Source organism: Streptomyces gobiensis (assembly GCF_021216675.1).
GTDB classification, from domain to species: domain Bacteria; phylum Actinomycetota; class Actinomycetes; order Streptomycetales; family Streptomycetaceae; genus Streptomyces; species Streptomyces gobiensis.
This window is the reverse complement of record NZ_CP086120.1, coordinates 1,303,341-1,322,393: the sequence shown is the minus strand read 5'-3', so window position 1 is coordinate 1,322,393 and position 19,053 is coordinate 1,303,341. Positions and strand designations below refer to the sequence as shown.

General features: G+C 69.5%; 23 protein-coding genes. 10 read left to right on the top strand and 13 right to left on the bottom strand.

All coding sequences use genetic code 11. The annotated features are described in order from the left end of the window. Positions 1–17: 17 nt before the first annotated feature. From test1122_RS06185 to test1122_RS06175, 3 genes are all read left to right on the top strand, one after another. Positions 18–791, top strand: coding sequence for a metal ABC transporter ATP-binding protein (locus tag test1122_RS06185; RefSeq protein WP_232268148.1), 774 nt, complete (start codon positions 18–20; stop codon positions 789–791). Beyond that, entirely contained in the window at positions 788–1,666 is an 879-nt protein-coding gene (locus test1122_RS06180; RefSeq protein WP_232268147.1) for a metal ABC transporter permease, read from the top strand. The genes test1122_RS06185 and test1122_RS06180 overlap by 4 nt, the downstream gene beginning before the upstream one ends. Positions 1,667–1,755: 89 nt before the next feature. Beyond that, a complete protein-coding gene (locus tag test1122_RS06175; protein ID WP_277879895.1) occupies positions 1,756–2,169 on the top strand; it encodes a Fur family transcriptional regulator in 414 nt (137 codons plus the stop codon). Between the two features lie 91 nt (positions 2,170–2,260). Here the strand turns inward: test1122_RS06175 and test1122_RS06170 are convergent, their stop codons facing one another. The 6 genes from test1122_RS06170 to test1122_RS06145 form a co-directional block, all read right to left on the bottom strand. Beyond that, entirely contained in the window at positions 2,261–3,424 is a 1,164-nt protein-coding gene (locus test1122_RS06170; RefSeq protein ID WP_232268145.1) for a methyltransferase domain-containing protein, read from the bottom strand. Beyond that, positions 3,421–4,383: an ATP-grasp ribosomal peptide maturase gene (gene tgmB, locus test1122_RS06165; RefSeq protein WP_232268144.1), complete on the bottom strand. Its 963-nt coding sequence runs from the start codon at positions 4,381–4,383 to the stop codon at positions 3,421–3,423. The genes test1122_RS06170 and tgmB overlap by 4 nt, the downstream gene beginning before the upstream one ends. Beyond that, a complete protein-coding gene (locus test1122_RS06160) occupies positions 4,383–4,685 on the bottom strand; it encodes a hypothetical protein (protein ID WP_232268143.1) in 303 nt (100 codons plus the stop codon). The genes tgmB and test1122_RS06160 overlap by 1 nt, the downstream gene beginning before the upstream one ends. Before the next feature lie 193 nt (positions 4,686–4,878). Beyond that, the gene (locus tag test1122_RS06155; RefSeq protein ID WP_232268142.1) at positions 4,879–5,217 is read right to left on the bottom strand and encodes a hypothetical protein; all 339 of its coding nucleotides are present in this window, start codon (positions 5,215–5,217) and stop codon (positions 4,879–4,881) included. Next, positions 5,214–5,462, bottom strand: coding sequence for a hypothetical protein (locus test1122_RS06150; protein ID WP_232268141.1), 249 nt, complete (start codon positions 5,460–5,462; stop codon positions 5,214–5,216). The genes test1122_RS06155 and test1122_RS06150 overlap by 4 nt, the downstream gene beginning before the upstream one ends. Positions 5,463–5,613: 151 nt before the next feature. Then, entirely contained in the window at positions 5,614–6,027 is a 414-nt protein-coding gene (locus test1122_RS06145) for a hypothetical protein (RefSeq protein ID WP_232268140.1), read from the bottom strand. Positions 6,028–6,532: 505 nt separating this feature from the next. Between test1122_RS06145 and test1122_RS06140 the strand changes: the two genes are divergently transcribed. From test1122_RS06140 to test1122_RS06130, 3 genes are all read left to right on the top strand, one after another. Next, positions 6,533–7,507, top strand: coding sequence for an NsdA family TPR-like regulatory protein (locus test1122_RS06140; RefSeq protein WP_232268139.1), 975 nt, complete (start codon positions 6,533–6,535; stop codon positions 7,505–7,507). Next, a complete protein-coding gene (locus test1122_RS06135; RefSeq protein ID WP_232268138.1) occupies positions 7,498–7,986 on the top strand; it encodes a GNAT family N-acetyltransferase in 489 nt (162 codons plus the stop codon). The genes test1122_RS06140 and test1122_RS06135 overlap by 10 nt, the downstream gene beginning before the upstream one ends. Positions 7,987–8,051: 65 nt before the next feature. Next, on the top strand, positions 8,052–8,312 hold the full coding sequence (locus tag test1122_RS06130) for a hypothetical protein (protein ID WP_232268137.1): 261 nt from the start codon (positions 8,052–8,054) through the stop codon (positions 8,310–8,312). Positions 8,313–8,378: 66 nt separating this feature from the next. On the opposite strand, the gene test1122_RS06125 is transcribed toward test1122_RS06130, so the two are convergent. From test1122_RS06125 to test1122_RS06110, 4 genes are read right to left on the bottom strand one after another with little or no spacing between them, the layout of a single operon-like run. Beyond that, positions 8,379–8,846 carry an NUDIX domain-containing protein gene (locus tag test1122_RS06125; RefSeq protein ID WP_232268136.1) on the bottom strand — a complete coding sequence of 156 codons (468 nt, stop codon included), beginning with the start codon at positions 8,844–8,846 and terminating at the stop codon, positions 8,379–8,381. After that, the gene (locus test1122_RS06120) at positions 8,839–9,213 is read right to left on the bottom strand and encodes a hypothetical protein (RefSeq protein WP_232268135.1); all 375 of its coding nucleotides are present in this window, start codon (positions 9,211–9,213) and stop codon (positions 8,839–8,841) included. The genes test1122_RS06125 and test1122_RS06120 overlap by 8 nt, the downstream gene beginning before the upstream one ends. 10 nt (positions 9,214–9,223) lie before the next feature. Then, the gene (locus test1122_RS06115; protein WP_232268134.1) at positions 9,224–10,033 is read right to left on the bottom strand and encodes a cytochrome c oxidase assembly protein; all 810 of its coding nucleotides are present in this window, start codon (positions 10,031–10,033) and stop codon (positions 9,224–9,226) included. Next, positions 10,030–10,458: a DUF2243 domain-containing protein gene (locus test1122_RS06110; protein ID WP_232271785.1), complete on the bottom strand. Its 429-nt coding sequence runs from the start codon at positions 10,456–10,458 to the stop codon at positions 10,030–10,032. The genes test1122_RS06115 and test1122_RS06110 overlap by 4 nt, the downstream gene beginning before the upstream one ends. Positions 10,459–10,844: 386 nt before the next feature. Between test1122_RS06110 and test1122_RS06105 the strand changes: the two genes are divergently transcribed. Beyond that, complete coding sequence (locus tag test1122_RS06105) at positions 10,845–11,090, top strand: hypothetical protein (RefSeq protein WP_232268133.1); 246 nt, start codon at positions 10,845–10,847, stop codon at positions 11,088–11,090. A 112-nt stretch (positions 11,091–11,202) separates the two neighbouring features. After that, positions 11,203–12,672, top strand: coding sequence for a hypothetical protein (locus test1122_RS06100; protein ID WP_232268132.1), 1,470 nt, complete (start codon positions 11,203–11,205; stop codon positions 12,670–12,672). Between the two features lie 36 nt (positions 12,673–12,708). On the opposite strand, the gene test1122_RS06095 is transcribed toward test1122_RS06100, so the two are convergent. Beyond that, the gene (locus test1122_RS06095) at positions 12,709–12,978 is read right to left on the bottom strand and encodes a hypothetical protein (RefSeq protein WP_232268131.1); all 270 of its coding nucleotides are present in this window, start codon (positions 12,976–12,978) and stop codon (positions 12,709–12,711) included. A gap of 178 nt (positions 12,979–13,156) precedes the next feature. On the opposite strand from test1122_RS06095, the gene dusB reads away from it, so the two are divergent. After that, complete coding sequence (dusB, locus tag test1122_RS06090; protein ID WP_232268130.1) at positions 13,157–14,341, top strand: tRNA dihydrouridine synthase DusB; 1,185 nt, start codon at positions 13,157–13,159, stop codon at positions 14,339–14,341. 28 nt (positions 14,342–14,369) lie between these two features. Here dusB and test1122_RS06085 read toward each other — a convergent pair whose 3' ends face one another. Beyond that, positions 14,370–16,301 carry an amylo-alpha-1,6-glucosidase gene (locus test1122_RS06085; protein WP_232268129.1) on the bottom strand — a complete coding sequence of 644 codons (1,932 nt, stop codon included), beginning with the start codon at positions 16,299–16,301 and terminating at the stop codon, positions 14,370–14,372. Continuing rightward, complete coding sequence (locus test1122_RS06080; protein ID WP_232268128.1) at positions 16,298–17,677, bottom strand: MGH1-like glycoside hydrolase domain-containing protein; 1,380 nt, start codon at positions 17,675–17,677, stop codon at positions 16,298–16,300. Before test1122_RS06080 ends, test1122_RS06085 begins: the two co-directional genes overlap by 4 nt. A gap of 127 nt (positions 17,678–17,804) precedes the next feature. Between test1122_RS06080 and test1122_RS06075 the strand changes: the two genes are divergently transcribed. Beyond that, entirely contained in the window at positions 17,805–19,001 is a 1,197-nt protein-coding gene (locus tag test1122_RS06075) for an ROK family transcriptional regulator (protein ID WP_232268127.1), read from the top strand. Positions 19,002–19,053 lie beyond the last annotated feature (52 nt).

The following is a 19,053-nucleotide window of genomic DNA, read 5'->3' as shown; positions in this document are numbered from 1 at the left end:
CCAGCGAGGAGGCCCCTATGGGTGCACCGGAGTCCGTCATAGCCCTGCGTGGTGCCACCGCCTCGCTCGGCTCCAGGCCCGTGCTGCGCGGAGTCGATCTGACCGTGCGGCACGGCGAGGTCGTCGCGCTGCTCGGCGCCAATGGCTCCGGCAAGTCCACGGCCGTACGCGCGGCCATCGGACAGGTGCCGCTCACCGGCGGGGAGCTTGAGCTCTTCGGTACCCCGCTGCGCCGCTTCCGCGATTGGCGGCGCGTGGGGTACGTCCCCCAGCGCTCCACCGCCGCCAGCGGTGTCCCGGCGACCGTCCGTGAGGTGGTCTCCGCCGGGCGGCTGGCCCGTACCCGCCTCAGGCCACTCGGCCGGGCCGACCGGGCCGCCGTGGACAGGGCTCTGGAACTGGTCGGGATGGCCGACCGGGCCAGGGACTCGGTCAACGCGCTCTCCGGCGGCCAGCACCAGCGGGTGCTGATAGCCCGCGCGCTGGCCGGTGAACCCGAACTGCTGATCATGGATGAGCCGCTGGCCGGGGTGGACCTGGTCAGCCAGCGGGTCCTCGCTGACGCGCTGCGTGAGCAGGTCGCCGGTGGCGTCACGGTGCTGCTGGTGCTCCATGAGCTGGGCCCGCTCGCCCCGCTGATCGACCACTCGGTCGTACTGCGGGACGGCCGCGTCGAACGCGTCGAGCGCCCGGAGCAACTGCATGACCTGGCCTGCCACCCGCAGGACACTCCCACCGAAGCCGTCGGCGCCCCCGGGGCCCCGCAGATCGAGACCGGACTGCTGACATGATCGAGCTGCTCGACTACGCCTTTATGCAGCGGGCGCTGCTCGCCGCGCTGCTGGTCGGCATCGCCGCCCCGGCCGTCGGCATCTATCTGGTGCAGCGCCGCCAGGCGATCATGGGGGACGGCATCGGCCATGTCGCGCTGACCGGTGTGGCGCTGGGCGTGCTGCTGAACACCAACCCGGTGTGGATGGCGGTGACCGTCGCCTCGGCCGGTGCGGTCGTGATGGAGCTCGTCCGCTGGTACGGCAAGGCACGCGGCGATATCGCGCTCGCGATGCTCTTCTACGGCGGCATGGCGGGCGGCGTAATGATCATCAACCTGGCGCCCAATGGCTCCACCGCCAACCTCACCACCTTCCTCTTCGGCGCGATCACCACGGTCTCCACCGCCGACATCACGGCGATCGTGATCCTGTCGGCCTTCGTCCTCGCCGTCTCGCTGGGCCTGCGCAGACAGCTCTTCGCGGTCTGCCAGGACGAGGAGTTCGCCCGGGTCACCGGGCTGCCGGTGCGGTTGCTCAATCTGCTGCTGGCGGTCACCGCGGCGGTCACCGTCACCGTCGCCATGCGGGTCGTCGGCCTGCTGCTGGTCAGCGCGCTCATGGTGATCCCGGTCGCCGCGGCGCAGCAGGCCACCCGCGGCTTCGCGCTCACTCTGGCGTTCGCCATCGCCATCGGGGTGCTGGTCTCCCTCTCCGGCACGGTCTTCTCGTACTACGCCGATGTCCCGCCCGGCGCCAGCATCGTTCTGCTGGCTATAACGATCTTCGCGCTGGTCACCGCTCTCGCCGCCCCGTTCGCCCGAAAACGGGCGAAGACCATCGCGCGGCGGGAAGCACAGGGCACCCTGGAGGAGAAGGCGGCTGCCGGGGTGTAAGAGGTGCGCTCGGGTCGCGCCCACCACACCTGGCACAATGGGCCGACCCAAGCAGAGCGCATAGAGGTTGTATGCCGAAGGAGGCAATGGTGGCGACCGCAGGTCCCCCCGTACGCGGCCGGTCAACCCGGCAGCGCGCCGCGGTGGCGGCTGCACTCAGTGAGGTCGAGGAGTTCCGCAGTGCGCAGGAGCTGCACGACATGCTCAAGCACCGCGGCGACTCCGTGGGTCTGACCACCGTGTACCGCACACTTCAGTCCCTCGCCGACGCGGGCGAGGTCGATGTGCTGCGTACCGACGAGGGCGAGTCCGTCTACCGCCGGTGCAGCACTGATGATCATCATCACCATCTTGTCTGCCGCCGCTGCGGCAAGGCCGTCGAGGTCGAGGGCCCGGCGGTGGAGAAGTGGGCCGATGCGATCGCCGACGAGCACGGCTTTGTCGATGTGGCGCACACCGTAGAGATCTTCGGAACCTGCGGTGAGTGCTCCGCGAAGAAGTAAGCCCGCGCCGAAGCGCCCCAGGGCGCATGGAACGGCCCCGGCAGCCCGCGCAGGAGTGGGGCTGGCCGGGGCCGTTCCATGCGCTGCGGGTTCAGGCAGGCAGGCGCCAGGTCGGCCCGTCAGGGCTACCGAGCCACACGCACTGCCCGTTACCGTCGATCGTGAGGCCGACCTGCGTCTGGTCGGGGCTGCCGTGGTCGTCGCGCCAGACCCGCCACAGGGCCTCGACGTGGTCCCACAGATGCTGTGGCCCGCCGAAGGTGACGTGCCCGGCCTCCCCCTGGCCCGGCATCGGGGTGCGCGCCCAGGAACCGTCGGGGTGCTGGAGCTGGATCGACACCACGCCGTCTTCCCGGTGGTAGACGAAGCGAACGTGAGGCAGAGCGGTGCCAAGCAGTAGCCGGAACGGGTAATTGCCGAAGTAGTCGGCCGACGTCACCGTGCTGGTCCGCGTGCCCTCGGTGGGAGCGAAGGCGATGGCGTCCCGCTCCGCGTAGGACTTCTCACCGGCGCGGGCGGCCATGAACCGTCCCGTTGTCCGGGTGAATCGGCCGCTGGCTTGTCCGCGGCCCTCGATGGTGAGGCGTAGAAGTCCATGCTCGATGCCGGTCTCCAGATCGGCCAGGATCAGCCCGCCCGGCCGCATCTGCTCCAGCCAGGCGGCTGGAACGGACGTGACCGAGCAGGTCGCAATGATCCGGTCGAAGGGTGCGCCAGCGGCGAAGCCCTCGCGGCCATCGGCGGCGGCCCCATGGGGGCGGTAGCCGCAGACCGCGAGGTGCGCGGCTGCGGCCTCCACCAGCTCGGGGTCGATGTCCACGGAGTACACGTTCCGGTCGCCGAGTCGGGCGCTTAGCAGGGCCGCGTTGTACCCGGTCCCCGTGCCGATTTCGAGAACGCGGTGTCCGTCCTCGACCTCGAGTTCTTCAAGCATCCGCGCCATCAGGCTCGGCAGGGTGCTCGAAGATGTGGGCATCCCGTGCTTGGGGTCGACGGAGGTGACCAGCGTGCGGTCGGCGGCGTAGACGGCCTCCAGCCACGGCTCGCGGCCGACGGCGTCCAGCGGCAACCAGGACGTGACCCCGGAGTCGTCCGTGACCTGCTCGAAGGGCGAGGGCACAAAAATGTGCCGGGGCACAGCTGCGAACGCATCAGCCCAGGCCGGAGACTGGATGGCGCCAGATGTCCGCAAGGTATCGACAAGGGAGGCGAGCCCGCGCTGCTCGTCGGGAGCGAGGGGCACGGCATGGGTCATGCGGGGACTCCTTGAAGCTCATCGGCGATGCCTTCCGCGATGGGTAGACCGGTGGCGTGCTGAATCCAATCCCACTGCCCACACGGATTGGCCTCCAAATACCACCAGATTCCGTCGGGGCCAACGATGAAGTCGAGGGCGGCAAAGCGCAGACCGAGACGGTCCATGTAGCGCCGCACGCCCTCGGCGACATCGTCCGGGGTCGCAGCGACGCGGTAGGTAAGGGAGGAGTAGTCGCTGCGCCAGTCCGTGTAAGCGGCTTCGCTGCCCGCGTGGACCTCCGCGGCGAACAGCCGGTCGCCGACGACGGTTAGCCGCACCTCGTACGCCTTATCGACCCACGCCTGGAACAGATGCGCGGTCGTGTCGATGCCGCGCAAGTCGTCCAGGTCGTCCTCAGTGAGGCGCCGGGTGTAGACCGTCTTGACCTGACCGCCTTCGGCGAACACGGGAGAGGCGACCGGCTTGCAGACGACCCGGCCCCCGACATCGCCGACGAACGCTCGGGCCGCGTCCGAGCTGTTGGTGATCAGCGTCGGGGGGATGGCCAGGCCGCAGGCCTGGGCGGTGGCGAGCTGAAGCGGCTTGTACTCAGCGCGCGACATCGCGGCGGGATGGGAGACCCACCGGCAGTCGAGAGCCGAGATGATCCCGCCAAGACCGGCGCGGGCCTGAGCTGCGGCGAACCGGCGCTCCGGCCCAGACATCGTCGCGGGCAGATCGAAAGCGTTCGGGGCTCGGTAGTAGACCGACTCGACCTCAGCGAGGTCGATGGCGCGGTGCGAGGTGGTGAGACCGCCCGTCCACCCTCGCCGGGTCTCGATCCGCCCGGCAAGGGTGAGCTCTTGCGGGAAGTCGGCGGTGTCCATACGGAAGACCTCCGCTCCTCGGTCCGTGAGCACCTTGACGACACGGTCGGTGGGCCAATCGTCCTTGGCCGCGATCATGAGGATGGGCATCAGTCCTTCGGCCCCTCATCCAGCGGCGGCGGGTTCTCCATCTCACCGTCGGGGACCGTGGGGTTCTCGGTCTGCATGAACGGCAGGGGCCCGCCATACAGGCTGACCGACATCTGCAACTCGTCGTCGTAGACGGCGGGTGGCTTCGCGATCGCCTGTGCCGCGTCGGGGGTACGGGCGAAGCGCAGAATCCACGGGCGAGTGCCCGGCCCGGTCGGCGTCTCATCGCTGTGGGGGAACCTTCCGCCCTCGGACGTGAGCGCGAGAGGGAATGCCTCTCTCGGATGTGCTGCTGTGGCCATCAGCCTCTCCTCGGTGTCGGTGGTGCTGTTGCGGTGCGACCCTGACCCGAACGGTCGCCATGGGGTGAGGTTTATTTGAAGCAGGCCGGTTGACGCACCGGATACATGCCGCTGCTGTACCGAGCAGGCTTACGTCCCGTTCTAAGCGGGCTCGCTCTTTTCCGGCACGGTGACATGTCGTACAGGGCACAGGTCATACCTCTTGGTGCCGTAGTGCGTTGCGGTATTCGGTGAGTAGTCGGCGCGAGAGGTCGCAGTCATCGCCAGCGGTGCATGGGCCGCACTGGACGGCGTGATCGAGAAAGGCGCGCCACAGCTGCTCAGTATCGGCGTCGCGCGGATCGGCCGCCACTTCAGCGACCAGTTGGTCGGCTGCCATCAGGACCGCGATGGACCAGGCCAGCGTGCCGCTGGGGTCGATCCATGCGGTGCCGTTGCCGTCGCGGTGCAGGTCGCCGTGGTCGGTGGCGCGGCGGCAGGGCAGCGGGTGTTCGGGGTGTGTGGCGCCGCATAGCTCCTTGCCGGTGGTCACAGCGCACCACGCCTGTACACGTAGGGGTCCGTGTCGGTGTTGAACTGCGCGGCCGTGATCAAATCCTGGCGGCGCTGACGCTGCTCCTCTGTCGCGACGTAGGGCCGCACCAGCGGCAACGCGTCTGCCCACAGCGGCTCGTCGATCCCGTACGGCGACCGGTGCCGGGGCAGCGGTGTACGGGACGGCGGGGGCGCCGGGGCGGACGGCTGGGGCGGGATCGGGGCAGTCCGGGCAGGGTGCACCGGATGCCGCTCCTCCAGTCCGTACAGGGCCGCAACGGCTGCTCTGGCAGAGCGGTCAGTGCGTGGATAATGCTCATGTCGATCTCCCTTGTGGATCGGCCACGCCCCGGGAGGTCTAGCCACCTTGCCGGGGTCTTTTGTGGCCTGGTCATCAACTGGTTAGGTTCCGCGGCCCGAAGGCATCAGCCACCGCCGCCGCCAGTGCCTTGTGCAGCAGCTCGGGATCCGTCAGATAGCGGCCCGGGGCAAGCGGCACGCGCCAGCGCAGGCCAGGACCGTCGACGAAGCGCTGGGGCGGCACGGCCACATAGGTGGACTGGCCGCAGACCTCAACCCTCTGAAGGGCCCAGTCGTCGGCTGCGCCGGGTGCAACGAGCCAGTAGTACACAGCGCCGAAGCCGTCCTCGATCACAGCCCCGTTGTCCTCGCCAAGCTGCTCGAGGGCGACGACGCCCAAATAAGCCGGGACTTTCACCGCGTCCCACGAGCGCCCGGCGGGCCGCATCTCGACGTCCTGTCCGGTCGGCGGTTTCCACGGTTCAGGCCGTGCGGAAGGGGCGGTCACGGTAGCTCCCTGAGTCGATGGGGGAAGCAGGAGTTCTACCGTCACGCACAGGCAAAGCCAGTGAAAGGACGGTTCAAGGGCAGTTACTTCACAGCAGGAGGACGCTTAGTTCTCACGCCCCGTCAGGAGTCCACTACTGTGGGACAGATCACGCCAGGGGGGAGACCCGATGCCTGATCAACTCCGGCCGAATCTGACGCTGCACCGCCTTATGGCCGAATACGGCTTCACCCAAGAGGACTTAGCCGGGGCAGTGAACGACGCTACGGAACGACTCACCGGAGCGCCTGGGGACTGCACAGCACGCCAGGTCCGCCGCTGGCTGTCCGGCGAGGTGGCCTGGCCGTGGACCCGTAGCCGCCTGCCATTAGAAGCAGTATTCGGCCGATCTGCCAGCGAACTGGGGTTCCGGCCTCCCGCGACAGGCGCTTCCGGGGTTACGGTGCGGACATCAGTGCCCGCGCAGCGGACACCATCAGCACCCGCCCGCCCCGAGGACCCGCCCGTGCTCCGCCGCAAGTTCGTCCTTGGCCTCACTGGAAGCCTGCTCACCCTGCCTCCCCTCCCCGAGGCGGGACGGCTCGGGATGTCCGATGTCGGCCGCATCCAAGCCGCTGTCGGCAAGCTCCACAAGATCGACGACCGCCATGGCGGCGCGCAGCTGGTGGATGCCGCAGCCCGCTACATCGATCACGTCGAGGATGCCGCGCGCCGCTGCACCTACGGGAGCAACGTACAGACCCACCTGTACCGCGCCTTGGGCGAGGTGGCCACAAGCGCGGGCTGGTTCGCGTTCGACGCGGGGCGGCAGGAGATTGCGCGCCGATGGTGGGACGCCGGGCTTCGCTATGCCCTTCTGGCTCGGGACAAGCGGCTCCAGGCGCGGATCTGGTCGTCTATGTCTCACCAGGCGTACGTGCTGGGGCACGGCGGAGAGGCAGTGTCGATCGCTCGCGCGGCGCTGGAGGAAACGCGGGGCCGCCGGGACGGACAGCTGTCCGCACTGCTGCATACCAGGGTCGCCCAGGGACACGCTGTCCAGGATGAAGCGGGCTGGTGTGCCCGGTCCCTGCACCGAGCCGAGCAGGAATTCGACCGGGGGTCCAGCGAGCCGCAACGGTGGCTTGGGTTCTTCAACGCAGGCGAGGTGACCAGCGCTGCGGCCCTGTCCTTCCTCGATCTGGGGCAACACGCTAAGGCGGTGGACGCTGCCCGGGAATCCCTACGGGTCGTGCAGTCGACGCCATTGAGGCGTAACGAGTTTGCCGCCCGCGTCAGACTTGGCCGGGCCTTGGTATCGGCCGGGGAATTGGAGGAGGCTATGGCGGCCGGAAACGACGCCCTCACTCTTCTGCCCGAGGTGAACAGCCCCCGGGTCAACAGACGCCTGAAGCAGCTGCGCGACGACCTGCTCGACCACGGCGCGCCGGGTGCTGCGGAATTCTCGGAACGATATGAGGCGGTGGCTACATGTCCGTAGATCTTCTGACGACCAGCTACTACACCGGCGAGCGGCTGGCAGAGATCCGCGGCACCATCCTGGACGTGTACGCCGACGTGTACGCGGACGAAATCGCAACCAACCCGTTCTTCTCCATGGAGCGCTTCGAGGAACGTCTGGAAAGCCATGTGTCCGCCGGTGGCTGGGGCTGCGTGATTGCCGAGGTCGACACCGAAGTAACAGGCTTCACTTACGGATTCACCGCGCGCGATGACGCCAGCAGGTTCAAGCTGTGCGAGAACATGCTCCGCGAGAAGTGGCGCGGGCGGGGCATCTCCCACGTGATGCATGACGAATTGATGAGCCACCGGCAGGAGGAACGTGCCGAGCTGCTGGTGCGCCGGGAGCGTCCGGGTCTCCGGGCTCTGTACGAGAGCTGGGGGTATGAGCTGGCTGGCGAGAAGCTTCCCTTCCCGGACTCGCCGATGTACGACGTGATGGTACTCGACCTGCGCTGAAATGGAGGCGGCCCCGCCGACGGGGGAACAACGGGGCCGAAGCCAGTGTGGCACGGAGCTTACGGATGCGGACCAGACGGGATCAGACAGTCTGCTGCCAGGGCCGTCGCCGGTGTGGCGCCCTGCCGAGCGTGGAGCGTGGCACCACAATGGCCCTCCACGGCGGCCCTACGGACGGCGAAACCGTGGATGTAGGAGCACTGACCGAGGAAGAGCTCGCCGGAGGACTCGCCCTGATCTCCCCGAAGTGCTCCTTCTTCGGTGGGCGCTGCATCTACAGCCTCCGCGACGACGGACAGCTGTACTGGGACGGTGACACCGCCTGAGCCCAGACACGACGAAGGCGCCCCCCTGCCCGAGATCAATGGCGGGAACGGGGTTTTTGTTGGTCATCAGCGCAAGGCAGGGATTTTTCCTTCCAGCCAGTCATTTACGCGCTTCCGAATGCTGGCAACCATGGGCAGTGACTCAACCTCTTCGGGAGTGAACCAGCGGACGTCTGTTGATTCATCCGAGACAGCCAGATGCCCGCCAATTGCCCGGGCAAGAAAGCAGATTGAGAACTCTTGACGCACCTCACCATCATCGTAGGCGAAGACGTGCCCCGGATTGGTGTAGGTTCCGACGATCCCCGTCAGTTCAACTTCAAGCCCGGTTTCCTCACGTGTTTCTCGCCTTGCGCAGTCAGGGAGGGATTCCCCAAGGTTCATGGCGCCACCTGGAAGAGCCCACATGTTGTTGTCGGTCCGTCGCTGTAGCAGGACGCGCCCAGAGTCGTTTACGACGATAGTTGAGGCAGCGGGGACCAAGCTGTTTGCTTCTGGGGCGTTCGGGTCGTCCTCATAATCGCGCCTAGCCACTGCTGTTGCCTCCCCATACAGGCGTGCCGTTGCTCCACAGTTCCTCAACGCGTGAAGCGAAGCGATCAAACATTCCGTCGTCTTGGTAGCGGTGCAGATGAAGCGTAGGAGCATCATGGCCGACGCGGTGGGTCAGGAGAGGGGTAATGATCATGCCGTGATCAAATCGAAAGACCGATAAGTAAGCGTGTCCGCCGCTGTACCGCGCTTCAATTCCCGGCTGACTCTTGATCTTCTCCAGTTCGGAGAGGGTGTCGCGAATACGTGCGGAGAGCGTGAGCGGTACGCCTTCGGTGAGGCGTCCGAACTCAGAAGGACCCGGGCGATGGTGGCGACCAACCCCGGGCGTGGACCCCAGCGGCTGCACGCAGAGCGGGTTACGCGAACCGCTTGGTCGCCCGTTGGCGAGTCCGTGCGGGCTGTCCAGCCTGGTGGCCTCTGCCGTACCACTGGGCGGCGAGTGCGGCGGCGAGAGCGAGTTCGGCCAGGTCGCCGCCGTAGTACATCAGCTGGGCCCCAGTGTGCAGGTCGGCGGCGGTGTAGGCGGTGCCGGGCGGGGGTGTGGCGTAGAGGCTCTTGGCGAGGACCGCGTGGGCGGAGCCGGTGGCCAGCAGGGTGGCGCCGCGCCATGTGAGGTTCCAGCGGCGGCGCAGCGGGTCGAGCTGGCACACGGCGAAGGTGAACAGCAAACCGGCGGTCAGGACATGGGCGTGGACCGCGGCGTGCGCGAGAGGCTGGTGCTGGGCGGTGGCCAGCAACGGGGTGCGGTAGAGGACCCACAGGCCGCCGATGTTCAGCAGCGCCGCGATCGGCGGGAACACCAGCCAGGCGGCGGGCCGGGAGTGCGCCACGCTCAGCAGCCGCCGCCGTACCCGGCCGGGAGGCAGGGCGCGCAGGGCGAGGGTGAGCGGGCGGGCGAGGACCAGCAGCAGCGGAGCGGCCATGCCGACGATCAGGTGCTGGACCATGTGCGCGGTGAACGGCCCGCCCGGCAGCGTGGCCAGTACCGCGTAGGCCAGGGCGGTGCCGCCAGCGGTGAACGAGGCGTCCCGGGCCAGCGGCCAGGCGTCGCCGCGGCGGCGCAGGCGCAGGGCGGCCAGCAGGTAGGCGGTGACGGCCAGCAGCGCGGCTGTGACGGTGAGCAGCTCTGCCAGACCGGGGACCGGGTGTACGTGGGCCGTCGTCATGAGGATGCCGGCCGGTACCGGCGTACCGCCCGTACGGCCAGGACTCCTCCGATGGCCAACAGCACCAGGCCCGTGGCATTCCACGCCAGGTCATAAGGGGTGACATCGACGCCGTAGCGGACTTGGTGCACACGCAGCAGCTTGTGGTCCACGATGCCGTCGAAAAGCTGGAAGCCTCCCAGTCCCAGGAACAGCCCCGCGAGGGCGTGGTCAGGGGCCAGAGCCTGGCGGCGCCGCAGATCGGCGTACAGCACGAACCCGGCGACCAGGGCCAGCAGCTCTCCGGTGTGCAGCAGACCGTCCGAGAGCAGTCCCACCGTGGGAGTGGAGCGGTCGTAGAAGTGGTGCCAGGCCAGAATCTGGTGGAAGACGATCTCATCGACCGCGGCCATCACCGCCACGCCGATCAGCGCGGAGACCGCCATCGAGCGTCCGGGCTGAAGATGGGGCACTGCTGTGGCACTGGGCCGGGCCGGTTGGCTCACGATCTTCTCTGCTTTCCTGGTGGTGATGGTGACTTCGCGCCCGTATGTCTGCCCGTTTCCGCTGCTGCCGGGCTGCTGGCCGCCGCATTCGGGTGAGCCGCCCGGCAAGAGAGTGCCTTCCGGGTGGGCGGAGTGATGCCGGGTACCCGCGTGGCCGTGGGCGCCGTTCGTCCCCGAGATTCCGGGAGACCGTGATGAATCCGCTCCTTGTTGCCCGGGCCCAAGGCCTCTTCTATGTGTGTGGCGGAGCGTGGCCCCTGCTGCGTCTGCACGGTTTCGAACGCCTTTTTGGTCCTGTGAGGGCGAAGGAGGAACAGGACTGGCTGGTGAGAACCGTGGCAGGGCTGCTGGTCTCCGGTGGCTTGAGCCAGCTGCGGTCCTGTTGCGCGCCCGAATGCCTGGCCCAGGCTCGCCGTACCGGGGTGGGTACGGCGCTGACGCTTCTCGCGATCGACCTGGTCTACGTCCCCCGGGGCCAGGCGCGCCGCAGTCACATCATCGACGCGGCCATCGAAGCCGGCTGGCTTGTTGCCTGGTGGCGCAGCGGCCGCCGCACTGAGCCATCCGTGTGAGGGAACGCCCAGTCGGGTCAGCCTCGCTGGCCGAGCGGCCCCGGCACCGGGTAGAGCTGGGTCCCGACCTTCCGGTGGACCGGTGGCAGGAGGCTCGATGCAGGGTGTTCGCGTGGGCTCACGCACTCAGGCGGACGACGGACCCGTTGTCGCGCGCACCGAGCCGGACGGTGGCCACATCGGCCGGGCGCACCGTGCGCTGCTCGGTGTCTGTCTGGCGGTGGCACTGCTCTCGGCGGTGCTCGTGCCGTTCACGCTGCCGCTGGGCTGGGACGAGCTCGTGTACGCCAGTCGTTTCTCCCCCTACGGACCGGAGGCCCCCTTCAGCGCGCCCCGTACCCGTGGAGTGCCGTTGCTGCTGGCACCGGTGGCTTCGTGGAGCGGTTCGGTGGTGCTGCTGAGGATGTGGCTGACGGCCCTCGCGGTCGGCGCGCTCTATCTCGGTTTTCGTCCCTGGCTGCGCGTGCTGCACCGGCCTGCCGCCGTGCCGGTGGCGGCAGCGTTGTACGGGACACTGTGGTTCGCGCTCTTCTACACGGGTTCGGCGATGCCGAACCACTACACCGCGATGGGCGCCGCAGCGGCGGTGGGCTGTTTCGTGCAGCAGCGGCCACGCCCCGGCGGCGTCGGGCCGGGCATCGCGCTGGGCATCGCGCTTGGTCTCGCGGTGGCGACCCTGATGCGGCCCAACGACGCCGTCTGGATCGCCGGGCCGCTGCTGGTGGCCGCCGCCGTGGTGCCCGCCTGGCGCAGGCGGGCGGCGGTCTGGGCGGTGCTGGCCGGGACCGTGGCGGGGGCTCTGCCCTGGATCGTCGAGGCGTACGTACGGTTCGACGGGGTGCTGCACAGGCTCGCCGAAGCGAGCCGGATCCAGGGCGGGATGCGGCCGGTCCTTTCCGTCGTGGAGTACGCCACCACGCTGGACGGCCCGCTGCTGTGCAGGCCTTGTACGGGCGACGGGGTGCGGCTGCCCGCGCTGGAATGGTGGGTGCTGCTGCCGCTGCTGGTCGCGCTGGGGATCTGGACCGTACGGAAAGCGGGCCGTTCCACGGCGGCGCTGTGGCTGGCGACAGCGGTCGCTGGGTCGGCGGCGGCGCAGTACTTCTTTCTGGTCGACTACGCGGCGGCCCGCTTCCTCCTGCCCGCCTATGCGCTGCTCGCGCTGCCCGCCGCGATCGGGCTGCTGACCGTGGCAGACCGGGCTCGCCGGTCGTGGCCGGTGGCCGCCGTGCTGGCCGTTGTGCTGCTGGGACATCTGTCCGTGCAGCTCACACTGGCGCGTGCGCACGCCGGGATTCAGGAGCAGGCCCGCGGCGACTGGGACCGTGTCGCGGCGGTCCTGCGTGAGCACGGCGTCCGGGCTCCCTGCGCCCTCAGCGGGAACGGTGCGGTCCCCGTCGCGCTGACCATGGAATGTGCTGTGGTGGACATGGACGCTTCCGTGCGTCCGACCGCGGTAGTCCTCCGGGACCGGGAACCTCCGCAGTGGGCCCGTACCTGGCAGCGCTTCCCGGTGCCCGGCACGTACAACTCGGGCTGGAGCGTCGCCGTCAACCCGGATGCTGGGCACCGGAGCGGATGACTGCGCGTCAGCCACTCCGGTGCGGGCGGTGTGCCGTCAGTGCCTGGGCAGCAGGTTACGTACCAGGGCGCAGGTGGCCTTGGACGGCGGGTGTACGCCTATCCGTGCCGCGATCGCGCTGATCGTACGGTTGCGGGCCTGCTGCGGGGTGTAGATGCCGGTGTTGAGCAGGGCGATGGCGATGCGCATCGCCTTGAGCTGGCGGTTGTGGGTCTCGTACCACTCCCGCGGCCTTCCGGCGGGCAGTGGCTTCTTCGGCGGGGCGGTCGGGAGAACTGGGGCGGTCGGGGAACCAGTCGCTGCCACTGGCGGCCTCCTCGGCAGGCGGATACCGTCTGGAATCTACCTCCACGATACCGTTGGGCACTGACAAATCCGCTGGTCACGGTGGGTTTGTGGCCCCGGGGATGGAGTGTTATCAGGCAGGTGAGGGACAATAGGGAGCTGCCCCCGTTTCCGTAGATTTCCGAGGACGCCCGCGCCCATGACCCAGCCGCTCCGCATCGGCCCCCACGTCATCCAGCCCCCGGTGGTGCTGGCCCCGATGGCGGGGATCACCAATGCTCCGTTCCGGACGCTGTGCCGGGAATTCGCCGAAGGCGCGCGGGGGTACGGGGGTCGTCCCCCGGGGGATCACAGCAGTGGCGGCAAAGGGCTCTTCGTCAGCGAGATGATCACCACCCGGGCGCTGGTCGAGCGCAATGAGAAGACCATGCAGCTCGTCCACTTCGACGAGACCGAGAAGCCCCGCTCCATCCAGCTCTACGGTGTCGATCCGGCCACCGTCGGCAAGGCCGCCCGCATGATCGCGGACGAGGATCTGGCCGACCACATCGACCTGAACTTCGGCTGCCCGGTGCCCAAGGTGACCCGCAAGGGCGGCGGCTCCGCGCTGCCGTACAAGCGGCAGCTGCTGCGTGACATCCTCCGCGAGGCGGTGCGCAACGCGGACGGGCTGCCGGTGACCATGAAGATGCGCAAGGGCATCGACGACGACCACCTCACCTACCTCGACGCCGGGCGGATCGCCGTCGACGAGGGCGTGACCGCGATCGCGCTGCACGGCCGGACCGCCGCGCAGCACTACGGCGGCACCGCCGACTGGGACGCGATCGCCCGGCTCAAGGAGACCGTCCCGGAGATCCCGGTCCTGGGCAACGGCGACATCTGGTCGGCCGACGACGCGGTACGCATGATGCGGGAAACCGGCTGCGACGGAGTCGTGGTCGGACGCGGCTGCCTCGGGCGGCCGTGGCTCTTCGGCGATCTGGTCGCGGCCTTCGACGGACGCGGCCCCGCTGCCTACGCCCGGCCCACGCTCCGTGAGGTCGGTGATGTGATGGTGCGGCACGCCCAGTTGCTGGGGGAGTGGCTGAACGATGAGGCGCGCGGCGTCATCGACTTCCGCAAGCATGTGGCGTGGTATACGAAAGGCTTCTCGGTCGGCTCCGAAATGCGTCAGCGGCTTGCCGTCAGCTCCTCGCTGGCGCAGCTGCGCACGCTGCTGGATGAGCTGGATCTGGACCAGCCGTGGCCGCCCGGCGCGGATGGTCCGCGCGGGCGGACGTCTGGGCGCAGCCGGGTCGTCCTGCCGGAGGGGTGGCTGAACGATCCGTATGAGTGCTCGGCGGTCAGCGCGGAGGCGGAGCTGGATACGTCCGGCGGCTAGCCGGTCCTCACATGCCGGACGGACTTGGCTAGCCGCCCACGGCTGTGAGCAGCGCCAGTGGGGCCGCCGCCGCCCAGGCCTGGGGGGAGCAGGCGTGTGGGTAGGGCACCGGTTCCGGGTGCTCATCGCGGTCGTACCCGGCGATCACCTCGGGCAGCCGGTAACCCTCACGTTCCGCGATGGTGGTCAGCGCGTGCGCGACCGTACGGGCCTCACCGTGCAGCCCGTAGCGGGCCAGCCCGAGAGCGATCACCGCGTTGTCATGCGGCCAGACGCTGCCCCGGTGATAGGAGAGCGGGTGGTACGCGCGCTGGCCCGCCGCGAGCGTGCGGATGCCCCAGCCGGAGAAGAAGTCCGGCTCCAGCAGCCGTCGTCCAGTGGCCTGGCCCCGTTCATGGTCGAGGATGCCGGACCACAGCAGATGCCCGGCATCGGAGGCGAGCGCGTCGACCTGGCGGCCATCCCCGTCCAGCGCCAGCGCGGGAAAGTGCTGCTCCGGGAGCCAGAAGTCCCGCAGGAAACGGGACCGCAGCTCTTCGGCGGCCTGCTCCAGGCGGGTGGCGAACTTGGTGTCGTCCCAGACGGTTTGGGCCAGCCGCGCGGTGTGCCGTAGCGCGTCATACGCGTAGCCCTGCGCCGCCGCGGCGGTGATGACGCCCTTGGCCTGCTCGCCGTCGGCGAAGCAGATCGCGTCGGGGGAGTCCTTCCAGCTCTGGTTGGCCAGCCCGCCCTCATGGGCGCGGTAGTGGAGGTAGCCGCGCTCCTCCAGCCCGCCGTACCGGAACATCCACTCCACCGCGGCGCGGGCGTGCGGCTCAAGGCGCCGGGCCAGCTTGTCGTCCCCGGTCCGCTCGGTGCACGCGCCCAGCAGCACCAGAAAGAGCGGGGTGCCGTCGACCGAGCCGTAGTAACTCCCGAAGGGCACCTGCCCGAAGTGTGCCAGCTCACCATGGCGCACCTCATGCACGATCTTGCCGGGCTGGGCGATCCGCGCTGGGTCCTTGGCGTCTTCGGCGGTCGCCTGGGTCGCCGCCAGCGCGGGCAGCGTGGCGGTGGCCAGTGAGGGCCGGTAGGGCAGGGCGAAGAGCGAGGTCATCAGGGCATCACGGCCGAACAGCGCCAGAAACCACGGCACCCCGGCGGCGGGCACCCGCAGCGGTTCACCGTCGGGGCCGGTGGCCGGGACCCGTAGCCCGGCGAGGTCGGCCAGCCCCTGTTCACAGGCGCGGGTCAGCTCCGGCCATACGCCGGGCCCGTACGAGAGCGGGCCCGCGGTGTGTTCGTCCGCCAGATCCTCCGGGTCGTCCTCGGGAGCGGTGGCCGGATCCGGGGCGCCATACGGATACGCGGTGACCCGCAGGGCCAGCTCCACGGAGCCGTGCGGGGCCAGCTCCAGGTCCCACACCAGCCGCCGGGCGCCGCTGCCGGTCTCCTCCACCGCCTCCGGCGGCGGGTCGGCGGTCACCACGGTGCGGGAGTACCACTCCCGGCGCCGGTAGCCGAACTCCACGCCGTCGGGGAGGGTTTCACGGGTGCGCACCGCACCCGGTTTCTCATACCAGCGATGGTCGGAGCGCAGCTCGAACTGGTCGGCGAAGTCAGCGTCCACGGTGAGCGCCAGCCGGGCCATATCGGCCTGGGCGCGATTGCTGGTGAGCCGGATCCGCTCGATGAGCGCGCCCGCCGTCACCGACTGTTCGCGGAAGACGGTGTGCGCGGGTGGTTCGGCGCGGCTGCCGGCCGGGGTCAGCACGGCGGAGGCCGTCGGTCCGTCGGAGGCGGGCACCAGCACGGTGGGGGTGGTGCCGTCGACCGTCAGCTGCCAGCGGCTCAGATGGCGGGCGTCGCGCAGAAAGAGCCCGTCGGGGGAGAGGCCGCGCGCGCCGGTGATATCGCCGGACGGCCCCACTGCGGCGAAGGTGCCGCTGTGGACGAGAAGCCGGTGCTCCGCTGTGGTCATCGGTGGGTGCCTCCCTCGGGCTCGGCCAGCAGATCGAGGGTGAGCGCGGCCGTCCAGCTGAAGTCGCGGGTGCCGCGCGCCTCCCCGGTGTACGGATCGACGTACTCGGCGAAACCGGAGGCGGCCGCCGCGGTCAGCGCGGCGGACCGCAGTTCGTCGGCCCGCTCCAGGTGTCCGTGCTGCCGAAGACCGCGCTCCAGCAGCCAGTTGACGTTGAACCAGGCGGGCCCGCGCCAGTAGCGGTGCGGATCGAAGGCGGGGCCGCGCAGATCGTAGCTGGGCACCAGCCGGGCCGAGCCGCCCAGGCCGAAGTGCTCGCCGGTGGCCGTGCGCAGCAGCGCGGCGGCGATGTCGCCCGGCAGCCCGGGCACGATGAGCGGCAGCAGCCCGGCCACACCGCGTTCCCGGATGGGCGCGCCGGCTCGTACGTCATGGCAGAGGAACTGCCCCATGTCGGGGTGCCACATCCGCCGTATCAGTGCCTCGGTGAGCCGCCGCGCCCGGTCCAGATGACCGGCCGGGTCGCGGCCGAGTGCCAGCGCGATCCCGGCGAGGGCGTGCTCCGAGGCGATGAGCAGGGAGTTGACGCCTGGGTCCTCAACGGCGAAGGGGTGTGCCGTTTCCGCCTGGCCATGGTCGTGGTAGCCGCGGTCGCGGTAGTCGGCCGCAAGCCGGACATACCGGCCGTAGTCGAGATCGGTGGGCCGGTCGATGGCGGCCCCATGGCCGAGGTCCGCGCGCCGGAACGAGTGGGCGGCAGCGGGGGTGATGCGTGCCAACGGGCCGTCCCAGCAGGGACTGTTGTCCATCCCGGGCTCCCATGGGTGGATGACCGACACCAGGCCATGGCCGCCCAGGTCCCGGCGCTCGGTGAGATAGCGGTGCCAGGCCGCCAGCCGGGGGTAGAGCCGGGGGAGAAAACCGCGCCGCCAGGAGGCACCGGGATCGGCGCGGTGCACCAGCCATGCGGCGAGCGCGTGCACGGGTGGCTGCACAATTCCGGAGGTTTCGGTCCGGGTGGGGGCACCGGCGGCGGCGCCCGCGGTGGTGGAGCGCCAGAAGTCCGGGCTGGGAAAGTACGCTTCATGGGGTATCGCCGGATTGAAGACGATATGCGGGATACGTCCGTCGCCCCACTGGGCGGCGAGCAGTGTCTCCAACTCCCGCTGAGCACGTAGCGCTGACAGATGACGCAGCCCGATGGCGATGAACGCGGAGTCCCAACTCCACTGGTGCGGGTAGAGGCTGTGCGAGGGCACGGTTGAGCTGCCCGTCCAGTTGCGGCTCAGCACACGCCGCGCGTGCTGGGCGGTGACCGCGCCGCGCTCGGTGAACCGGACCCGCGGACAGCCGTCCTGCTGAACCACATGTTCCATGGAGGACTCCGAAGAGTTACGTCTGATTAACAAGCAAAACTAGCGCCGTGTTGTCTCATGGACAAGCGAAACTTCTGAGTGATGGCCGATAGTTGTGTGAGATGCGTGAGCGGTAGGAGTACGGGGCATGTCGCCGACAACAGCGAGCCAGGCAAGCGCGGGCCATCTGCTGCGGCTGGTCCGCAGCGGTCAGGCGACCACACGCGGGGAACTGCTGCGCGCCACCGGGCTGTCCAGGTCCACCGTGGGGCAGCGGCTCGATCAGCTCTTCAGGGCCGGCTGGATCCGGGAGGGCGTGAGCGCACCAGCGGGCACCCCGAATGGCGGACGGCCCTCGGTGCGGCTGGAGTTCGACGGCTCGCACGCCGTCGTGCTCGCCGCCGATCTGGACACCCGGCACGGCCGGGCGGCGGTGCTGGACCTCAGCGGCACGGTGCTGGCCGAGCATACCGGTCAGCTGCTCATCGAGGACGGCCCCGACCCGGTGCTCGACCAGCTCGGGCAGTGGTTCATCACGCTGCTCAAGGACTCCGGGACGGCCCCCGACACGGTCTGCGGTGTCGGACTGTCCGTACCCGGCCCGGTGGACTGGGCCTCCGGGCGGGTGGTCCAGCCGCCGATCATGCCGGGCTGGGACCGGCATCCGATCCCCGAGGGGATGCGGCGGTCGCTCGGTCTGGGACCGCTGCCCGTTCTGGTCGACAATGACGCGAATCTGATGGCCTTCGCCGAGCAGCGCACCGGGCATCCCGACTGTGCCGCCCTGCTTCTGGTGAAGGCCTCCACCGGAATCGGCGCCGGGGTCGTGGTGGGCGGCGAGATCTACCGCGGCATTGACGGCGGTGCCGGGGACATTGGCCATATCCGGCTGCACGACCGGCTGGACGCCCTGTGCATGTGCGGCTCACATGGCTGCCTCGCGGCGGTCGCCAGTGGCCGGGCACTGGCCCGGGAACTCACCGCCGCCGGGGTCCCGGCCGCCTCCGGCTCGGATGTACGCGACCGGCTCGCCGTCGGTCAGCCCGAGGCGGTCCGGCTGGCCCAGCAGGCCGGCCGTCGGGTGGGGGAGGTGCTGGGCACCGTGGTCACGCTGCTCAACCCGGGGGTTCTGCTGATCGCGGGTGATCTGGCGGGGACGCCGTTCCTCACGGGGGTGCGGGAGGTGCTCTACCAGCGGGCCATGCCTCGCACGACCGCCCACCTACAGGTGGGCACCTCCGCTCTCGGCGACCGGGCTGGGGTACTGGGGGCCGGCGCGATGGTGGTGGAGCACCTTTACGCGCCCGGCCGAGCCGACGCACGGCTGGCAGCCCTTCACGGCTAGCCCACGCCCCTCAGTCGGGTTACCGGGCCGTCTTGCGTTCGTTACCAAGTAC